Origin of the sequence: Burkholderia sp. AU15512 (assembly GCF_002223325.1) — a bacterium.
Lineage (GTDB): Bacteria > Pseudomonadota > Gammaproteobacteria > Burkholderiales > Burkholderiaceae > Burkholderia.
Genome location: NZ_NKEX01000005.1, coordinates 290,891 through 308,284, shown reverse-complemented (window position 1 = coordinate 308,284; position 17,394 = coordinate 290,891). Strand labels below are relative to the sequence as shown.

Below are 17,394 nucleotides of genomic sequence, written 5' to 3'. Positions count from 1 at the left end.
ATCCGGCAATATTCGCTGCGCGTGTTCATCCGCATGTCACGCCGCACCGCCCAGCCAGGCCGCACGGCACGCCAACGCCGTCGGCCGTTGCACGCGGCGAAACGATTCCGTCTATCCTGCTCCATTCAATCGGTATTCGAATTCGATGAAAAAGGCATTGCACGAACTGAATCGGCTGTCCTGGAATACGGCGACAGTCGCGCATAACAGTCATAAAGGCGATCAGGCCGCATTTTTTCGCGCGGGCGGCTCGACGCTCTTCCCGGAAGAACGCGAACTGCTCGGCGACGTCAGCGGGCTGCGGCTCCTGCACCTGCAGTGCAACGCGGGGCAGGACACGCTGAGCCTCGTGCGCGACGGCGCGGACGCGACGGGCGTCGACATCTCCGACGAAGCGATCGCCTTCGCACGGCAACTGTCGGCCGACGCGGGCCTGCCCGCACGCTTCGAGCGCGCCGACGTGCTCGACTGGATGCCCGAGGCCGCGGCGCGCGGCGAGCGCTTCGAGCGCGTGTTCACGTCGTACGGCGCGATCTGCTGGCTGTCCGACCTGAACGCGTGGGCCCGCGGGATCGCCGCGCTGCTCGCGCCCGGCGGCCGTTTCGCGATGGTCGAGTTCCATCCGTTCGCGCTGTATTTCGACGAACACTGGAAGCCGCACTACGACTATTTCAATGGCGATGCGACCGAGGAGCCGGCAGGTGTCGGCGATTACGTTGCCGCATCCGGCACGGGGCTCGGCGCGCAGCACGACCATCCGGGCGTCGTCGATTTCGCGAACCCGCATCCGAGCTACGAGTTCATGTGGGGCATCGGCGATGTCGTGAACGCGCTCGTATCGGCCGGGCTCGCGATCGACCGCCTGACCGAATATCCGTACGCGAACGGCTGGAAGGGTTTCGACGACATGCGCGAGCTGGACGGCCGCCGGATGGTGCCGCCCGATCACATGCCGCGCCTGCCGCTGATGTATGCGATCGCCGCGCATCGGGAGGCCGCATGACGCGCCGCACCGCTGCCGAACGCGACGCACTGTCCACCCGCCTGCTCACGCGCGACGACGTGCCGCTCGTGTGGACCATCGACCGGCGCGAGATCATCGAGCACCTGTACGTGCTGCGCGACGGCACGCTGCATCTCGTTCCCGACTTTTATGACGTCGCGGGCTGGCCCGACGGCGAAGCCGACCACTACACGCCGATCCTGCTCGACTGCCACGATCGCGGCGGCTGGTGCGTCGGCAGGTTCGACGGCGCGCGGCTCGTCGCGGCGGTCTTCGTCGACAGCCAGCCGCTCGGCCCGCACGGCGACATGCTGCAGTTGAAGTTCCTGCACGTGAGCCACGACTGGCGCGGCTGCGGGCTCGGCGAGCAGCTTTACCGCGCGGCCCGCGAGCAGGCGCGCGCGATGGGCGCTGCGCGCCTGTATGTGTCCGCGACGCCGTCGCAAAACACGATCGACTTCTACCTGCGGCTCGGCTTCACGGTCAGCACATCGCCCGACCCGGCGCTGTACGCGCTCGAGCCGGAAGACATTCACCTGGAAGGACCGACGGCCTGACGCACCGGCGCACGGTTGAAGCGTGGAATTTCCCGCTTTGCCACGGCCGCTATCGGCTATCGCCGCATCACGGAGAGTGAAATTGCAAAACGAAGCGCAGCCGCAAGCCATGCCGAAGATCCTCGTCAGCATGTGCGTGATCGGTCATCCGGTCCGCTACAACGGCTCGGCCAAGACCGCCGCGTATGAGGCGCTCGAACGGTGGCAGCGCGAAGGGCGTCTCGTGCCCGTCTGCCCCGAACTGGCCGGCGGCTTCAGCGTGCCGCGCCCGCCCGCCGAAATCGCCGGCGGCGAATCGGGGCAGCGGGTGCTGGCTGGCGCCGCGCGCATCGTCGACGTGAACGGCACCGACGTGACGGCGCCGTTCGTGTCCGGCGCGCACACCGCGCTGGCCCTCGCGCGCACGCACGATTGCCGCTTCGCGATCCTGGCCGACGGCAGTCCGTCGTGCGGCAGCACGTTCATCTATGACGGAAGTTTCGAGAACCGGCGGCACGCGGGCGCCGGTGTCACGGCGGCGTTGCTGCGCGAGCACGGCATCGAAGTGTTCGCTGACACCGAGATCGACGCGCTCGATGCGCGCCTCAAGCAGTTGTCGCAGGCCGGTTAACGACGATGCGCGGCACGAGAACCCTCGTGCCGCGCATCGATTCGGATAGCGCGAAGCGGCGCGTGCGCTGCCCCTTCGCCGTGTGACGCAGGTCAGACGCGCTCGATCGCGATCGCGATGCCCTGGCCGACGCCGATGCACATCGTGCACAGCGCAAAGCGGCCGTTCGTGCGATGCAGCTGATACATCGCGGTCGTCACGAGACGCGCGCCCGACGCGCCGAGCGGATGGCCCAGTGCGATCGCGCCGCCGTTCGGGTTCACGCGCGGATCGTCATCGGCCACGCCGAGCATGCGCAGCACCGCGAGACCTTGCGACGCGAACGCCTCGTTCAGCTCGATCACGTCGAACTGGTCGATCGTCATCCCGAGCCGGGCGAGCAGCTTCTGCGTGGCCGGCGCGGGGCCGATGCCCATCACGCGCGGCGCGACGCCGGCCGTCGCGATACCCAGCACACGAGCGCGCGGCGTCAGGCCGAAGCGCTTCGCGGTTTCCTCGTTCGCGAGCAGCAGCGCGGCGGCGCCGTCATTGACGCCCGACGCATTGCCGGCCGTCACCGAGCCGTCCGGGCGCACGACGCCCTTCAGCTTCGCCAGCGTTTCGAGCGACGTCTCGCGCGGATGCTCGTCGCGCGACACGACCAGCGGATCGCCCTTCTTCTGCGCAATCGTGACCGCGACGATTTCCTCGGCCAGCGTGCCGTCCTGCTGCGCCCGCGCGGCCTTCTGCTGGCTGCGCAGCGCGAACAGGTCCTGGTCGGCGCGGCTGATGTTGTAGTCGACCGCGACGTTTTCGGCCGTCTCGGGCATCGAATCGACGCCGTGCAGCTGTTTCATCAGCGGATTGACGAAGCGCCAGCCGATCGTCGTATCGTAGATGTCGGCCTGGCGCGCGAACGCGCTCGCGGCCTTGCCCATCACGAACGGCGCGCGCGTCATGCTCTCGACGCCGCCCGCGACCATCAGCGCGGCCTCGCCGGACTTGATCGCACGCGCGGCCACGCCGACCGCATCCATCCCGGAACCGCACAGGCGGTTGATCGTCGAACCCGGCACGCCCTGCGGCAGCCCTGCGAGCAGCGCCGACATGCGCGCGACGTTGCGGTTGTCCTCGCCGGCCTGGTTCGCGCAGCCGTAGATCACGTCGTCGATCGCCGTCCAGTCGACGTCGCGGTTGCGCTCGACGAGCGCCTTGAGCGGCACCGCGCCCAGATCGTCGGCGCGCACGCCGGACAGTGCACCGCCGTAACGCCCGATCGGCGTACGGATCGCATCACACAGAAAAGCTTCGGTCATCAGTGTCTCCGGTCCCAGGACAGGCTGGGGGAATGAACAGGGCGCGCCCCTTGCATTGCCCGTCGGGATGCGCTTAAATGTTCTATATACGAACATAAGATCGTGTATCGAACGTTCACCGCATCATAGGGAGTGCGGGGACGACCTGTCAAGCGCGCGGTCCGCCGCGCGGTTGGCGTGTCAGGCCCCATGCGCTATCTTCTCGGCTGCACGATATTCCAGGCGCTCATGACAACCGAAGACACTCAGACGAAACCCGGCGACTCCTATGTCCAGTCGTTCGCGCGCGGCCTCGCGGTGATCCGCGCATTCGACGCGGCCCGTCCCGAGCAGACGCTCACCGAGGTTGCCTCGGCCACCGGGCTCACGCGCGCGGGCGCGCGCCGGATCCTGCTCACGCTGCAGACGCTCGGCTACGTCGAGGCCGACGGCCGGCTGTTCCGGCTCACGCCGAAGATCCTCGAGCTCGGCTTCGCGTACCTCACGTCGATGCCGTTCTGGAATCTCGCCGATCCCGTGATGGAGCAGCTGTCCGCGCAGATCCACGAAAGCTGCTCGGCGGCCGTGCTCGACCGCACCGAGATCGTCTACGTGCTGCGCGTGCCGACGCGCAAGATCATGACGATCAACCTGTCGATCGGCAGCCGGCTGCCCGCGTACTGCACGTCGATGGGCCGCGTGCTGCTGTCCGCGCTCGACGACGCCGAGCTCGACGAGACGCTCGCGCAAAGCGGCATCCGCGCGCATACGCCGCGCACGATCACCGATCTCGGCGAACTGAAGGCGGCGATCGCGCAGGTGCGCCAGCAGGGCTGGGCGGTGGTCGACCAGGAACTCGAAGTGGGCCTGATGTCGTTGTCCGCGCCGATCCGCAATCGGCGCGGGCAGATCATCGCGGCGATGAACATCAGCGGCAACGCGCAGCGGCATACCGCGAAGCAGATGGTGAAGGAGTTTCTCGGGCCGCTGCAGCAGGCCGCGCAGACGGTGTCGGAGCTGGTGGCGCGGCGGGGGTGAGTACAAGCCGCCACGCACGGCGACGATGAAGCCGTTGCCGCCCTGCTGGTTCTTCGACATGGGCGGAGCGGCAACGCTGTGGGTATCGTCGTCAACACTGCGCCGGCAGAGATGGCGCTCCGATGCAGACCGAGACACTCCCGCCAAGCCGACGCGGCCGCCCGTATCGGCGTGCTCCGCTATCTTCGGAGCGGCTTGACGCGAGACTCCAGCATGCGCCGCGTGTTCTCCAACTCTCGTTGCAACAACTCCGCATCCGGTAGCACGGTTCGATAGTTTGCTGCCATGACCTTGGTGGGCAAACCCTCCAGCGCATACCGCGCAAGTGCGTGCCCCTTGTCGGCGCAAAGGATCAGACCCACCGGCGGGTTCTCGTCAGGAAGCGTCCAGTGCGCCTTGGCGTAGTTGCAATACAGATGCATCTGGCCCACGTCCGCGTGGGTCAGGCTGCCGAGCTTCAAGTCGACGATGACGAGACAGCGCAGCCGACGATGGAAGAACAGCAAGTCCACCCGATACCAGGTCTGGTCGATACGCAACCGGCGCTGACGCCCGACAAAAGCAAACTCCTCGCCGAGCTCGATCAGAAGATCTTCCAGCCGCTCGATCAGCGCAGCTTCGAGGTCCGACTCCGAGTACTCGTCCTTGAGGTCCAGAAACTCCAGCACATAAGGATCCTTGATCGCGTCGTCGGGGGTAACGGCGTCCGCCGGCTTGCGTACCGCGCCCTTGACCAGCATCGCAGCCTTGTCCCGGGACAGCGCCGTGCGTTCGTAGAACTGGCTGCCGATCTGCCTGTCGAGCTGGCGCACGCTCCATCCACCACGCAGGGCTTCGGCCTCGTAGAACCGACGGGCCTGGTCGTCCTTGACCGACAGCAGCCGCACATAGGCCGACCACGGCAGCGTGAAGCACTGCGCCAGTTCGTCGAGCCGCCTCGGGTGTACCGGTGCCGGGGAAGATTCGCCAGACACTGTCTGGCGAATTGGCCAGGTCACGAAGAACGACCGCATTTGCTGCAAGTTCTGGCGACTGAACCCGCGACCGAACCGCCCGGTGAGATCGTTCGCGAGGCGCTCGATCAACTGCTCGCCATATCCTGCGCGCCGCCTTCCCTGCTGCTCAGCCTCGACGATACGGCGACCAATTTCCCAATAACTCGCCGTCATCAGCGCATTGACCTTGCGGGCCGCCGCATGGCGTGCGGCCTCGAGCAATTCGACGATGCCACTATGGATGCCGGCATAGCCGGCCGGCACGACAGATCTTTTCGCGGTTGTCATAGAAAGCGTCCTGTTGCCCATGCGATCCCCTCCGCGGAACACGGAGATGACCGCGCAACACAATTTAGTGACGGGGCAAGACTCGGTCTATCTGACACGAACGAAAATACGCTGCACCTGTACGCGAAGCAGATGGTGAAGGAGTTTCTCGGGCCGCTGCAGCAGGCCGCGCAGACGGTGTCGGAGCTGGTGGCGCGGCGGGGGTAAACAACGGGCCGGCATGACGTGCGGCTTCCCGAATGACCGGGGCAACGACGCATCCGGCTCGAATTGTCGTATCAGCAATACGACAATTCGAGCAAAAAAACGGGCAGCCCAGGGCTGCCCGTATCAACTCCACTTGGTTACAACGTTCTTCTCACGGAACACGGAGCGAACTCCGCGCCGCACAATTTAGTGACGCACGGAACCGCAGTCAATTTGACAAGAACGAAACCGCGTCGCACACGGGTAGGACACCGCGCCGCTCACGCGCCCAGCAACATCCCCTTGCGTACCGGCACCGTGCCTGTCACGCGGCCCAGCGGTGCGCCAGCCGTGACGAAACGAATCGCGCGGCGCATGTAGAACACGCCGTCGGTGCCGCTCGAAATCGTCGTGATCGCGTCCGTCAGCGGATCGACGATATCGAACAGCGGATCGCCGGCGCGGATCGTCGCGCCGATCGCCGCGCGGTGCACGAGTATCCCGCTCACCGGCGCATGGAACTGCTCGCTGCCTGCGAGCGGCGTGGCGGGCGCGGCGAGCGGCGGCAGGGGCGTGCGCTCGCCGCGTACCGCGCCGCGCCACACGAGATAGTCGACGAGCGCATCGGCATCGCGTTCCGCATATTCGTAGGTCACGTCGCGCTGGCCGCGGCACTCGACCGTCACGGCCACGGTGCCCGCCGCCATCGGCGTGCCTGCCGGCAAGTGCTGCCGCAATTGCGTCCACAGCAGGTGATGCGCATCGTCGAACGCGTGCCCGCCCGAATCCTCGGCGAGCAGCGACACGTCCGCACCGAGATAACGCGCGAGCGGCTCGACCTCCGGCCATGCGGTGTCGCTCGTGTACACGTGCATCACCGCTTCGAGCGAACAATGCAGGTCGATCACCACATCGGCATCGAGCGACAACTTCAGCAGCGTGAGCTGCAGCGCATCGAACTCCGTGCGCGGCGCGATCTCGTCGAGCGCCACGCCGACGCATTCGCGCACGATCGCGCGATTGTGTTCGCCGTCGTCGCCGAGGCGGTCACGCACACGCGCGGCGATCTCCGCGAGCGGCAGGAAGCCGCGATTGAAGTTGCGGCCGCTCGCCAGATCGAAACGGCCGATGAACTGCCCGAGCAGATGATGATTGAGGCCGACCGGGTTCGCCACCGGCACGAGCACGATCTCGGCCGCGAGCCGGCCGTCGGCATCGAGCTGCGCGAGACGCCGCTTCAGCACGAACGCCGCGAGCATCGCGGGCGTCTCGTCCGCGTGCAGCGCGGCCTGCAGGTAGATCTTGCGGCCGGTGTCGGCCGGCCCGAAATGAAAGCTCGTCAGCGTGCGCTGCGTGCCGATCGACGGTGACAGGAGCGGCGTGGTGCGAATCTGCATCGATGGTCTCGAACGGATGAAAACGGGGAAGCGGGTGAAACGGCGGCGTGACTCGGCGCTCAGTCGCCGTACGGGTTGAAGTCGAAATACTTCCTGGCGATCCGGTCGTACGTGCCGTCCGTCAGCATCGATGCGATCGCGCCGTCGATCGAGGCCTTGAGCGCCGTATCCGACTGCCGCATGCCGATGCCGACGCCGCGATCGCCCAGGTCGAGCGGCGCGCCGACGAACGCGAAGCCCTTGCCCTTCGGCGTGCGCAGGAAGCCGTAGTCGGCTTCCACGGTGCCGAGCAACGCCGCGTCGAGGCGGCCGTTGACGAGATCGGCAAACACGTCGTCCTGGCTCTTGTACGGCATCACGCTGACACCGGCCGGCGCCCAGTGCGCGAGCGCCCACGATTCGAACTGCGTGCCCGACTGCACGCCGACGTGCTTGCCCGCAAGCGATGCGGTCGTGCTGTCGACGCCGCTACCGGGCCGCGCGACGAGCCGCGACTTGAAGCGGAACAGCTTCGACGAGAACAGGATCTGCTTCTCGCGCTTCTCGGTGATCGCCATCGACGACAGGATCGCGTCGATCTTGCGCGCCTGCAGCGCGGGAATCATCCCGGAGAATTCGAGCTCGACCCACTGGCAGCGCAACTGCGCGCGGCGGCAGATCTCGTTGCCGAGATCGACGTCGAAGCCCTTCAGGCTGCCGTCGGGCGCCTTCGAATCCATCGGCGGATAGGTCGGATCGATGCCGAGGCGCACGGGGCGCGCATCGAGTGCGTGCGCGGAACCAGCCGCGAGCGCAAGGCATAGGGAAACGAGCGACAGGAAGGGACGTTTCATGGTCGACGAAGGGCGGGACGATGGGCAAACGGCACGAGGCGGACTGCCTGCGATCGTAGTGCGCACACGCCGCCGCCGGAATCGCCCGCTGCCTTATCATGATCACTTTTCCCGATCACCGGCCCCGCGCTTGCCCATGGCGTTCACGCTCTCCCAGCTCCGCATCTTCCAGGCCGTCGTCGAGCACGGCAGCCTGCGCGCGGCCGCACGCGCGCTCGACCTCGCGCAGAGCGGCGTCACGCAGCAGCTGCAGAGCCTCGAGGCGACGCTCGGCGCGACGCTGTTCACGCGCACCAATCGCGGGATCGTGCCGACGGCCGTCGGCCAGCGGCTGCTCGCGCGCTCCGGGTCGATCCTCGGCGAATGCGAGCAGGTCGAGCGGGAAATCCGGCAACTGAGCGGCGCGTATGAAGGCACCGTCACGCTCGGCCTCGTGGCCGAACCGCTGATCGATGCGTTCGCGCCGGTGCTGAGCGCGTTCCGCGCGCGCTTCGACAAGGTCGACGTGCACCTGCGCACCGGCACGTCGCGGATGATGATCGGCTGGCTGCGGGAAAGCGCGGTCGATTTCGCGATCGCGCTGGTCGCGAAGCAGACCGACACGACCGATCTCGCGGTTACGCCGCTGCGTGCATCCGCGCCGGTGGTCGTGTGCCGCAACGGGCATCCGGCGATGCATGCGCAATCGCTCGCCGAACTGGCCGACTACGCGTGGGTGTCGACACGCTCGCCGAATCTCAGCGCCGATCCCGTCGTCAACCGGCTGCTCGCGTACTTCGACGTGCACGGCCTGCCGCCGCCGAAGATCCTCGCCACCGTCGAAGGAATGTTCGAGACGCTGCAGCTCGTCACGCAGACCGATTGCCTGTCGCTCGAAACCGAAGCCGTGACGCGGCACGGGCCGTTTGCCGGCGCGCTCGCGAAGGTGCCCGTGCGCGAACAGGCCGAATCGCAGGACATCTGCCTGCTGCAGCGCGCGGCCGTGCCGCTGACGCCGGCCGCGCAGGAACTCGCGACGATGCTCGCGTCGTACCTGAGGGTGGTGCGCGGGCGGTAAGCGCGTATTGCCGCCGGCCGCCCGTCGTGCTGCGCTGCGCCGCGAATCAGTCGATCGAATCCCCCGCCGTCTCGCGCAGCATCGCCACCGCGATCAGCGACAGCACCACGCATGCGGCCACGTAACCGGCCGGCGCGAGCTTGCTGCCGGTCGTCTTCACGAGCCAGGTCGCGATCAACTGCGCGGTGCCGCCGAAGATCGTTACCGCGAGCGCATACGCGATCGAGATGCCGGTCGCGCGCACGTGGCGCGGCAACGACTCGCACATCAGCGCCATTTCCGACGCCGAGCCGAGCGAATAGAACAGCAGCATCAGCGCGGTCAGCGGCAGGATCACCGACAGCGTCGGGTGATGGTTCATCAGCCAGAACGCCGGGAACAGCAAGGCGACCAGCACGCCGCGGCCGACGAAGATCGGCAGGCGCCGGCTGCCGAGCCTGTCCGACAGCCAGCCGAACAGCGGGCACGTGACCAGCATCACGCAGCCCGATGCGACGCCGACGAACATCGACAGCTTCATCGGCAGGCCGAGCGTGTGAATCGCGTAGGTCGGCATGTAGAACGTCAGGATGTAGGTCGACACCGTACCGCCCATTACCGTGAGCATCAGCAGCAGCACCGTGCGCGTGTGCTTCGAGAACAGCTCGTGCAGCACGCCGCGTTCGATGCCGTGATGGCTGTCGCCGGGCGCATCGTCGGCGAGCCGGCGGCGCAAGAACATCCCGACCGGCGCGATCAGCACGCCGACGAGAAACGGCAAGCGCCAGCCCCAGCCTTCCAGCGCATCCTTCGTCATCGTGTTCGACAGCAGCGCCGCGAAACCCGAACCCATCAGCGCGGCGCCGCCCTGCGTCGCGAGCTGCCAGCTCGCGCGGAACGCACGGCGCGACGTGCCGCCCTGTTCGAGCAGCGTCGACGTCGCCGCGCCGAATTCGCCGCCCTGCGAGAAGCCCTGCATCAGCCGCGCGAACACGACCAGCAGCGGCGCGGCCACGCCGACCTGCGCATACGTCGGCGCGATCGCGATCAGGCCCGTGCCGAGCGCCATCAGCATGATCGTCAGGTTCAGCGCGGCCTTGCGCCCCTTGCGGTCCGCGTAGACGCCGAGCACGACGCTGCCGAGCGGCCGCGTGAAGAAGCCGGCGGCGAACGTCGCGACCGACAGCAGCAGCGACGTGGTCGGGTCGCTCGACGGGAAGAACAGCTTGCCGATCAGCACCGCGAAGAAGCCGTACACGGTGAAATCGAAGAATTCCAGCCAGTTGCCGATCACGGCCGCGGCAATCGCACCGCGCCGCGTGACGGCCGGTGCGCCTGGCGCGCCGGCTTCGGCCACGCCCGTCGACGCGGGGTGCAGCGCGAGATGGTCTTTCTGCATCGCTATCCTCTCCTGTCAATGCGCCGGAAGCGCCGGCCCCGCGCCGCCGCCGCGATCACTGCCCGAGGTAACGCTCGACGAGGCGCGTCCAAAACGCCGCGCCGATCGGCAGGTTGCGATCGTTGAAGTCGTATTTCGGGTTATGCACCATGCAGCCGTCCTCGCCTTCGCCGTTGCCGAGCCGCACGAACGAGCCCGGCCGCTGCTGCAGCATGAACGCGAAATCCTCGCTGCCCATCAGCAGGTCGGTCTGCTCGACCACATGCGCGTCGCCGACGAGTTCGCGCGCGACCTGCGCGGCGAAATCCGTTTCGGCATCCGTATTGACGACGACCGGATAACCTTCGATGTATTCGACGTGCGCGGTTGCGCCGTAGCTCGCGGCCTGCGTTTCGGCCAGCTCGGTGATGCGGCGCTTGAGCAGCGCGCGCACGTCGGGGCTGAACGAGCGCACGCTGAGTTCGAGGCGCGCGCCGTTCGGGATCACGTTGTTCGCGGTGCCCGCGTGCATCGAGCCGACCGTGACGACCGCCGGTTGCGACGGATCGACGTTGCGCGCGACGATCGTCTGCAGCGCCATCACGATGCTCGCCGCGACGACCACCGGATCGACCGTCAGGTGCGGCCGGGCCGCGTGGCCGCCGACGCCTTCGATCGTGATGATCGCCTTGTCGCCAGCCGACATGAACGGGCCGCGCCGCGTGAGGAACACGCCCGGTGCCGCGCCCGGATGGTTGTGCATGCCGAACACCGCGTCGCACGGGAAGCGCTCGAACAGGCCGTCGTCGATCATCTTCTTCGCGCCGCTGTCGACGCCATGCTCCTCCGCCGGCTGGAAATACAGGTGCACGGTGCCGGAGAAGTTGCGGGTCTTCGCGAGGTGCTGCGCGGCGCCGAGCAGCATCGTCGTGTGGCCGTCGTGGCCGCACGCGTGCATCTTGCCGTGCGTGCCGCTCGCATAGGGCAGCCCCGTCGCCTCGATGATCGGCAGCGCATCCATGTCGGCGCGAATGCCGATGCTGCGCGTGCCGTCGCCCACGCGCAGCGTGCCGACCACGCCCGTCTTGCCGACCCCGCGCGTCACCTGCCAGCCCCACTGTTCGAGCTTCTCGGCGACGAGCGCGGCCGTGTCGTGCTCCTCGTACGCGAGTTCGGGGTGGTGATGGATGTGGTGACGGATCTCGCGCAACCCGCCGGCGGCGGGCAACAGATCCTCGACTTCGGTGAATCGGGTATCGGTGGGCATCAAGAGGCTCCTGCTGTTTGTCTGCGCACGCAACGGTGCGTGCGGGAAAGCGAGCCACTATAGCGAGCCGATATCGGTTCAATAAGATGCGGAATTTTTCACCGCGATAAGGTTTTTTAATCAGGGTTAGTACGGACGACACACGACCCATTGATTTTCGAGACGAACGGTCTATTATTCGGCCATGGACGCTCGAATCGATCCGCCTCGCCGCCGCGGCAGGCCACCCAAGCAGCACGACGATCTCGTCGCCACGCGTGACATGCTGTTGCGCACCGGGCTCGAGATCCTCACCGAAAAAGGCTTTTCCGCCACCGGGCTCGACGAGATCCTCGGGCGCGCCGGCGTGCCGAAGGGCTCCTTCTATCACTACTTCGACAGCAAGGAAGCGTTCGGCCTCGAACTGATCGACCGTTACGCTGAGTTCTTCGCCCGCAAGCTGGATCGCCATTTCAGCCAGCCAGAACGCTCGCCGCTGGCGCGCGTGCGCGCGTTCGTCGACGACGCCCGCGACGGCATGGCCCGCTACGCGTACAGCCGCGGCTGCCTGATCGGTAACCTCGGACAGGAAATGGGCACGCTGCCGGAAAGCTTCCGGGAACGCCTGCGCACCACGTTCGAGGACTGGCAACGGCGCCTCGCCGAATGCCTGGTCGCCGCGCAGCAAGCCGGCGAACTGGCGGGTTCGGCCGATCCCGCCGAGCTGGCCGCATTCTTCTGGATCGGCTGGGAAGGCGCCGTGCTGCGCGCGAAGCTGGAGCGCAGCGACGGGCCGCTCGTGCTGTTCGCGCAGTTTTTCTTCAATGGATTGCCTCGCCACTGAATTTTTTTACCATTTATTAGACGATCGGTCTAGAAAGGAGGACGCATGTTCCAGGGCATCGTGATCGACAAGGACGAAACCGGCCAGCACGCGCGGCTGCATACGCTGGACGACGCGCAGTTGCCCGCGGGTAACGTGACGATCCGCGTCGCCTATTCGACGCTGAACTACAAGGACGGGCTGGCGATCACCGACAAGAGCCCGGTGGTCCGCAAGTTCCCGATGGTGCCCGGCATCGATCTGGTTGGCGAAGTCGAAGCGAGCACGCACCCGGACTATCGCCCCGGCGATCAGGTCGTGCTCAATGGCTGGGGCGTCGGCGAAACGCATTGGGGCGGCCTCGCGCAGAAAGCCCGCGTCGACGGCGACTGGCTGGTGCCGCTGCCGTCCGCCTTTTCGCCGCAACAGGCGATGGCCATCGGCACGGCGGGCTACACCGCGATGCTCTGCGTGATGGCGCTGGAGCGACACGGCGTGCGCCCGGACGACGGCGAGATCGTGGTGACCGGCGCGGCAGGCGGGGTGGGCAGCGTCGCCACCGCCATCCTGACCAAGCTGGGATATCGCGTGGTCGCAGTGACGGGCCGCCCCGCCGATGCCGACTACCTGCGGCAGCTCGGCGCGGCGGAGATCCTCGAACGCTCGCAATTCAGCGAGCCCGGCAAGCCGCTGGGCAAGGAGCGCTGGGCCGGCGCGGTCGACGTGGCAGGCAGCCACGTGCTCGCCAACGTGTGCGCGACCACGCGCTACCGCGGCGTCGTGACCGCCTGCGGCCTGGCCGCGGGCTTCGATTTCCCCGCGACCGTCATGCCGTTCATCCTGCGCGGCGTCACGCTCGTCGGGATCGACAGCGTCATGTGCCCGCGCGCCGACCGCCTGGAAGCGTGGCGCCGGCTCGCGTCCGACCTCGACGTCGGGAAGCTGGGCGCGATCAGCCACCAGGTCGGCCTGCGCGACGTCGTCCCGCTTGCCGGGGAATTGATCAACGGCAAGGTGCGCGGCCGCGTCGTCGTCGACGTCAACGCGTGACGCCGCTGACGATCACCGGCGTTTCTTTATTCGAACGGCGGCTCGCGCATCGAGTCCGCCCGCGCCACGTTATCCAGGAGACCTCATGACCGCCGCACACACCGCCCCCATCAGCCGCTTTCCCGTGCCCGCGCTCGAAGACTTACCCGAGGACATTCGCGAACGCATCGCGACCGTCCAGGAAAAATCGGGCTTCATCCCGAACGTATTCCTGACGCTAGCGCATCGCCCGGACGAGTTTCGCGCGTTCATGGCCTACCACGACGCGCTGATGGACAAGCCGGGCAACCTGAGCAAGGCCGAGCGCGAGATGATCGTCGTGGCCACCAGCAGCGCGAACCAGTGCCAGTACTGCGTGATCGCGCACGGGGCGATCCTGCGCATTCGCGCGAAGGATCCGCTGATCGCCGACCAGGTCGCCACCAACTACCGCAAGGCCGATATCACCGCCCGGCAGAAGGCGATGCTCGACTTCGCGATGAAGGTGTCGCAGGCCGCGCAGGGGGTGGGCGAAGCGGACTTCGACGCGCTCAAGTCGCACGGCTTCGTCGAAGAAGACGTGTGGGACATCATGGCGATCTCGGCTTTCTTCGGCATGTCCAACCGCATCGCGAACGTGACGAACATGCGGCCGAATGCGGAGTTCTACGCGCTGGGGCGCTGAGCGCACGCGACGCTCGGGGACGCGGCGCCCGCGCCCCGCCCCTAGCGACTGCGGTAAACGACGCCCTCGCCCGGCTTCGGCGCCGCATCGGCCGCCTCGTCGAAACGCTCGCGCGCTTGCGCGATCGGCTCCTTGTTTTGCTCCGCCCACCTGACGAGCGCCATGACGGGCTCCAGCAGCGTTGCGCCGAGCGGCGTGAGCGCATAGTCGACGCGCGGCGGAATCGTCGGGAACACCGTCCGCGTGACCAGCCCGTCGCGCTCCAGTCCGCGCAACGACAGCGTCAGCATGCGCTGCGAAATCCCTTCGATCTCGCGTTTCAGCTCGTTGAAGCGCCGCGAACCGTCGTTCAGCGTCGCGATGATGTAGAGGCTCCACTTGTCGCCAATGCGATCGAGGATCTGGCGGGTCGCCTGGCAGCCGTCTTCGCTGGGTCGGGGCATGGTGGCAGGAACATCGATGTGACTGGGGCACAAGCCTGTGCGTTCTTGTGGGGCCCGGGCGCGAACCCTAGCATTCCACATGCTTTTCGGTAACTGAGTTATCAAAAGTTACCAGGTTCTCATCTTATCCCGAAAGGAACGCTCATGAGCCGCATCCTGCTGATCACCTCCAGCCCCCGCAGCACCGACAGCCTGTCCACGCGCGTCGCGCACGACCTCGCGCGGCAACTCGCGGCGCGCAACGCAAACAGCACCGTGACGTTGCGCGACCTCTCCACCGATCCGCTGCCGCATATCGACGATGCCTACATCGTCGGCCGCATGCTGCCGCCCGACGCGCGCAACGCCGAGCAAGTGCAGGCCGTCGAGCTGGCACAAGCGCTGGTCGACGAACTGCGCGCCGCCGACATCGTCGTGATCGGCTCCGCGATGACCAACTTCGGCCCGTCCACGCAGCTGCGCGCGTGGTTCGACCGCGTGATCTGGCCGCAGGTCACGTTTCGCTATGGCGAAAGCGGCGTCGCCGGCACGGTGGAAGGCAAGCAGGCCTATCTGGTCACCGCCAGCGGCGGCGTCTTTTCGGAAGGCCCGTATGCACCGTTCGACTACCAGTCCGGCTATCTGAAGCATCTGCTCGGGTTCATCGGGATCACCGACATCCGCGAAGTCCGCATGGAAGGCACCGTATTGGGCGCCGATGCGGTGCAAGCGGCCATCGCGAAGGCCGGGCACGACGTGCAGGCGCTGGTGGAACAGGCGGGTTGAGGCAACGGCAGCGCCCGTCGATCGCCGCACGCGGGCGGGCGCCAGCCGACGCCCGCCCTCACGCGCCGGGGCCGAACGGCTGCTTGCCGCTCCCGGCGAGCCAACCCGATGTCAGCGCTCACTCCTGTCCCTTCGACGGCACTACGCCCCCCGCCGCTTCGCGACCGTAAACGGACACGCACGCAATCCATCAAAAGCGTGCACTATTAGGGTTTTGCCGTACCGGCGCCCGACGCCTCCGACGTTCGTTTCACGTTCCCCGTTTCACACCGCGAACCTCCCATGACGAATCAGCCTACCCAGACCGGAGCCGACCGGCCCGTCGACATGATCATCTTCGGCGGCGGCGGCGACCTGGCCGCCCGCAAGCTGTTGCCCGCGCTGTACATGGCGCACCTGCACTGCAACCTTCCGCCCGAGACGCGCATCATCGCGGTCGGCCGCCGCGACTGGGGCATCGACGGCTATCGCAAGTTCATGGACGAGCAGTCGCGTCCGTTCATCGACGAAAAGGCGTTCGATCAAGCGGCCTGGAGCCGTTTCCTCGACCTGTTCAAGTACGTGCTGATCGACGTGAACGCGCCGGACGACTACCTGCGGCTCGCGGAAGCGGCGCGCGGCGATGCGATCCGCGTGTTCTACCTGTCGACGTCGCCGGAGCTGTTCACCACCATCTGCGACAACCTGTCGGCCGCGCATCTCGTCGACAAGCACTCGCGCGTCGTCCTCGAAAAGCCGCTCGGCCACGATCTCGCGTCCGCGAAGGCGATCAACGATGCGGTCGGCAAGCACTTCGAGGAATCGCAGATCTATCGGATCGACCACTATCTCGGCAAGGAAACCGTGCAGAACCTGATGGTGCTGCGCTTCGGCAACCCGATCTTCGGGCCGCTGTGGCAGGCGCCGAGCATCCGCAGCGTGCAGATCACGGTGGCGGAGACGGTCGGCGTCGGCAGCCGCGCGGGCTTCTACGACCATACCGGCGCGCTGCGCGACATGGTGCAGAACCACCTGCTGCAGCTGCTGTGCATCGTCGCGATGGAGCCGCCGGTGTCGCTCGACCCGGACGCGGTGCGCGACGAGAAGCTGAAGGTGCTGCGCTCGCTGCGACCGATGGCGGTGGCCGACGTCGCGCGCGACACGGTGCGCGGCCAGTACACGGCCGGCGCGGTCGACGGCCAGCCGGTGAAGGGCTATCTCGAGGAAGACAACGTGCCGGCGGACAGCCGCGCGGAAACCTTCGTCGCGCTGCGCGCGCACATCAACAACTGGCGCTGGGCGAACGTGCCGTTCTTCCTGCGCACCGGCAAGCGGCTGCAGCGCCGCCAGTCGGAAATCGTGATCGAGTTCGCGGACATGCCGTTCTCGATCATCCCGACCGGCCCGCGCCACTACAGCAACCGTCTCGTGATCCAGCTCCAGCCGGAAGAGTCGATCCAGCTGCAGATGCTCGCGAAAGAACCGGGCAGCGGGATGAACATGGTGCCCGTCAGCCTGAACCTCGACCTGCAGCAGGCGATTCCGGAGCGGCGCGCGGAAGCGTACGAGCGTCTGCTGATCGACGTGATCCGCGGCCGCCTCACGCACTTCATGCGCCGCGACGAGCTCGAAGCCGCGTGGTCGTGGGTCGAGCCGATCCTCGACGGCTGGAAGCAACTCGGTGATCGACCGCGTCTGTACACGGCCGGCACGTTCGGGCCCGCGGCTTCGTCGGCGCTGCTCGCGCGCGACGGGATGTCCTGGTCCGAAGAGGCGTAACCGCCACGCGACGGCGTGCCGGAGTACGGAACGCCGGATCGCACGCCAAA

At 67.1% G+C, this 17,394-nt stretch carries 17 protein-coding genes and 1 pseudogene; 11 read left to right on the top strand and 7 right to left on the bottom strand.

The annotated features are described in order from the left end of the window. Positions 1-145 precede the first annotated feature (145 nt). The 3 genes from CFB43_RS18945 (at position 146) to CFB43_RS18935 (ending at position 2,170) form a co-directional block, all read left to right on the top strand. Entirely contained in the window at positions 146-1,003 is an 858-nt protein-coding gene (locus CFB43_RS18945) for a class I SAM-dependent methyltransferase (protein WP_089496111.1), read from the top strand. Next, positions 1,000-1,560 carry a GNAT family N-acetyltransferase gene (locus CFB43_RS18940; RefSeq protein WP_089496110.1) on the top strand — a complete coding sequence of 187 codons (561 nt, stop codon included), beginning with the start codon at positions 1,000-1,002 and terminating at the stop codon, positions 1,558-1,560. Before CFB43_RS18945 ends, CFB43_RS18940 begins: the two co-directional genes overlap by 4 nt. Positions 1,561-1,669: 109 nt before the next feature. After that, complete coding sequence (locus tag CFB43_RS18935) at positions 1,670-2,170, top strand: DUF523 domain-containing protein (protein WP_373452554.1); 501 nt, start codon at positions 1,670-1,672, stop codon at positions 2,168-2,170. A 92-nt stretch (positions 2,171-2,262) separates the two neighbouring features. On the opposite strand, the gene pcaF is transcribed toward CFB43_RS18935, so the two are convergent. Continuing rightward, positions 2,263-3,465: a 3-oxoadipyl-CoA thiolase gene (pcaF, locus tag CFB43_RS18930; protein ID WP_071331902.1), complete on the bottom strand. Its 1,203-nt coding sequence runs from the start codon at positions 3,463-3,465 to the stop codon at positions 2,263-2,265. Between the two features lie 228 nt (positions 3,466-3,693). Between pcaF and CFB43_RS18925 the strand changes: the two genes are divergently transcribed. Then, a complete protein-coding gene (locus tag CFB43_RS18925; protein WP_039367952.1) occupies positions 3,694-4,482 on the top strand; it encodes an IclR family transcriptional regulator in 789 nt (262 codons plus the stop codon). A 179-nt stretch (positions 4,483-4,661) separates the two neighbouring features. Here the strand turns inward: CFB43_RS18925 and CFB43_RS18920 are convergent, their stop codons facing one another. Next, a complete protein-coding gene (locus tag CFB43_RS18920) occupies positions 4,662-5,786 on the bottom strand; it encodes a PDDEXK nuclease domain-containing protein (RefSeq protein WP_226274766.1) in 1,125 nt (374 codons plus the stop codon). Between the two features lie 102 nt (positions 5,787-5,888). Here CFB43_RS18920 and CFB43_RS37795 point away from each other — a divergent pair. After that, positions 5,889-5,972, top strand: a pseudogene (locus CFB43_RS37795) (IclR family transcriptional regulator); the annotation flags it as partial. Positions 5,973-6,232: 260 nt separating this feature from the next. On the opposite strand, the gene CFB43_RS18915 reads toward CFB43_RS37795, so the two are convergent. Next, positions 6,233-7,348, bottom strand: coding sequence for a succinylglutamate desuccinylase/aspartoacylase family protein (locus tag CFB43_RS18915; RefSeq protein ID WP_089496107.1), 1,116 nt, complete (start codon positions 7,346-7,348; stop codon positions 6,233-6,235). A gap of 59 nt (positions 7,349-7,407) precedes the next feature. Further along, positions 7,408-8,181, bottom strand: coding sequence for a transporter substrate-binding domain-containing protein (locus tag CFB43_RS18910; RefSeq protein ID WP_089496106.1), 774 nt, complete (start codon positions 8,179-8,181; stop codon positions 7,408-7,410). Between the two features lie 136 nt (positions 8,182-8,317). Here CFB43_RS18910 and CFB43_RS18905 point away from each other — a divergent pair, with 136 nt between their 5' ends. After that, entirely contained in the window at positions 8,318-9,238 is a 921-nt protein-coding gene (locus CFB43_RS18905; RefSeq protein ID WP_089428962.1) for a LysR family transcriptional regulator, read from the top strand. Between the two features lie 46 nt (positions 9,239-9,284). Here the strand turns inward: CFB43_RS18905 and CFB43_RS18900 are convergent, their stop codons facing one another. Continuing rightward, positions 9,285-10,616 (bottom strand): MFS transporter, encoded by a 1,332-nt coding sequence (locus tag CFB43_RS18900; RefSeq protein ID WP_089496105.1) that lies wholly within the window; start codon positions 10,614-10,616, stop codon positions 9,285-9,287. A gap of 55 nt (positions 10,617-10,671) precedes the next feature. Next, positions 10,672-11,862, bottom strand: coding sequence for a M20 aminoacylase family protein (locus CFB43_RS18895; RefSeq protein ID WP_089496104.1), 1,191 nt, complete (start codon positions 11,860-11,862; stop codon positions 10,672-10,674). Between the two features lie 184 nt (positions 11,863-12,046). On the opposite strand from CFB43_RS18895, the gene acuR reads away from it, so the two are divergent. The 3 genes from acuR (at position 12,047) to CFB43_RS18880 (ending at position 14,378) form a co-directional block, all read left to right on the top strand. Then, positions 12,047-12,685 carry an acrylate utilization transcriptional regulator AcuR gene (gene acuR, locus CFB43_RS18890; RefSeq protein WP_089496103.1) on the top strand — a complete coding sequence of 213 codons (639 nt, stop codon included), beginning with the start codon at positions 12,047-12,049 and terminating at the stop codon, positions 12,683-12,685. A 45-nt stretch (positions 12,686-12,730) separates the two neighbouring features. Beyond that, the gene (acuI, locus tag CFB43_RS18885; RefSeq protein WP_089496102.1) at positions 12,731-13,714 is read left to right on the top strand and encodes an acrylyl-CoA reductase (NADPH); all 984 of its coding nucleotides are present in this window, start codon (positions 12,731-12,733) and stop codon (positions 13,712-13,714) included. Between the two features lie 85 nt (positions 13,715-13,799). After that, on the top strand, positions 13,800-14,378 hold the full coding sequence (locus CFB43_RS18880; RefSeq protein WP_089496101.1) for a peroxidase-related enzyme: 579 nt from the start codon (positions 13,800-13,802) through the stop codon (positions 14,376-14,378). Between the two features lie 41 nt (positions 14,379-14,419). On the opposite strand, the gene CFB43_RS18875 is transcribed toward CFB43_RS18880, so the two are convergent. Beyond that, positions 14,420-14,854 carry a winged helix-turn-helix transcriptional regulator gene (locus CFB43_RS18875; protein ID WP_089496100.1) on the bottom strand — a complete coding sequence of 145 codons (435 nt, stop codon included), beginning with the start codon at positions 14,852-14,854 and terminating at the stop codon, positions 14,420-14,422. Positions 14,855-14,965: 111 nt separating this feature from the next. Here CFB43_RS18875 and CFB43_RS18870 point away from each other — a divergent pair, with 111 nt between their 5' ends. Together CFB43_RS18870 and zwf are read left to right on the top strand one after the other, a co-directional pair. Continuing rightward, positions 14,966-15,586, top strand: coding sequence for an FMN-dependent NADH-azoreductase (locus tag CFB43_RS18870; protein ID WP_089496099.1), 621 nt, complete (start codon positions 14,966-14,968; stop codon positions 15,584-15,586). 282 nt (positions 15,587-15,868) lie between these two features. Next, complete coding sequence (gene zwf, locus CFB43_RS18865; RefSeq protein ID WP_089428943.1) at positions 15,869-17,344, top strand: glucose-6-phosphate dehydrogenase; 1,476 nt, start codon at positions 15,869-15,871, stop codon at positions 17,342-17,344. The last annotated feature ends 50 nt before the right edge of the window (positions 17,345-17,394 follow it).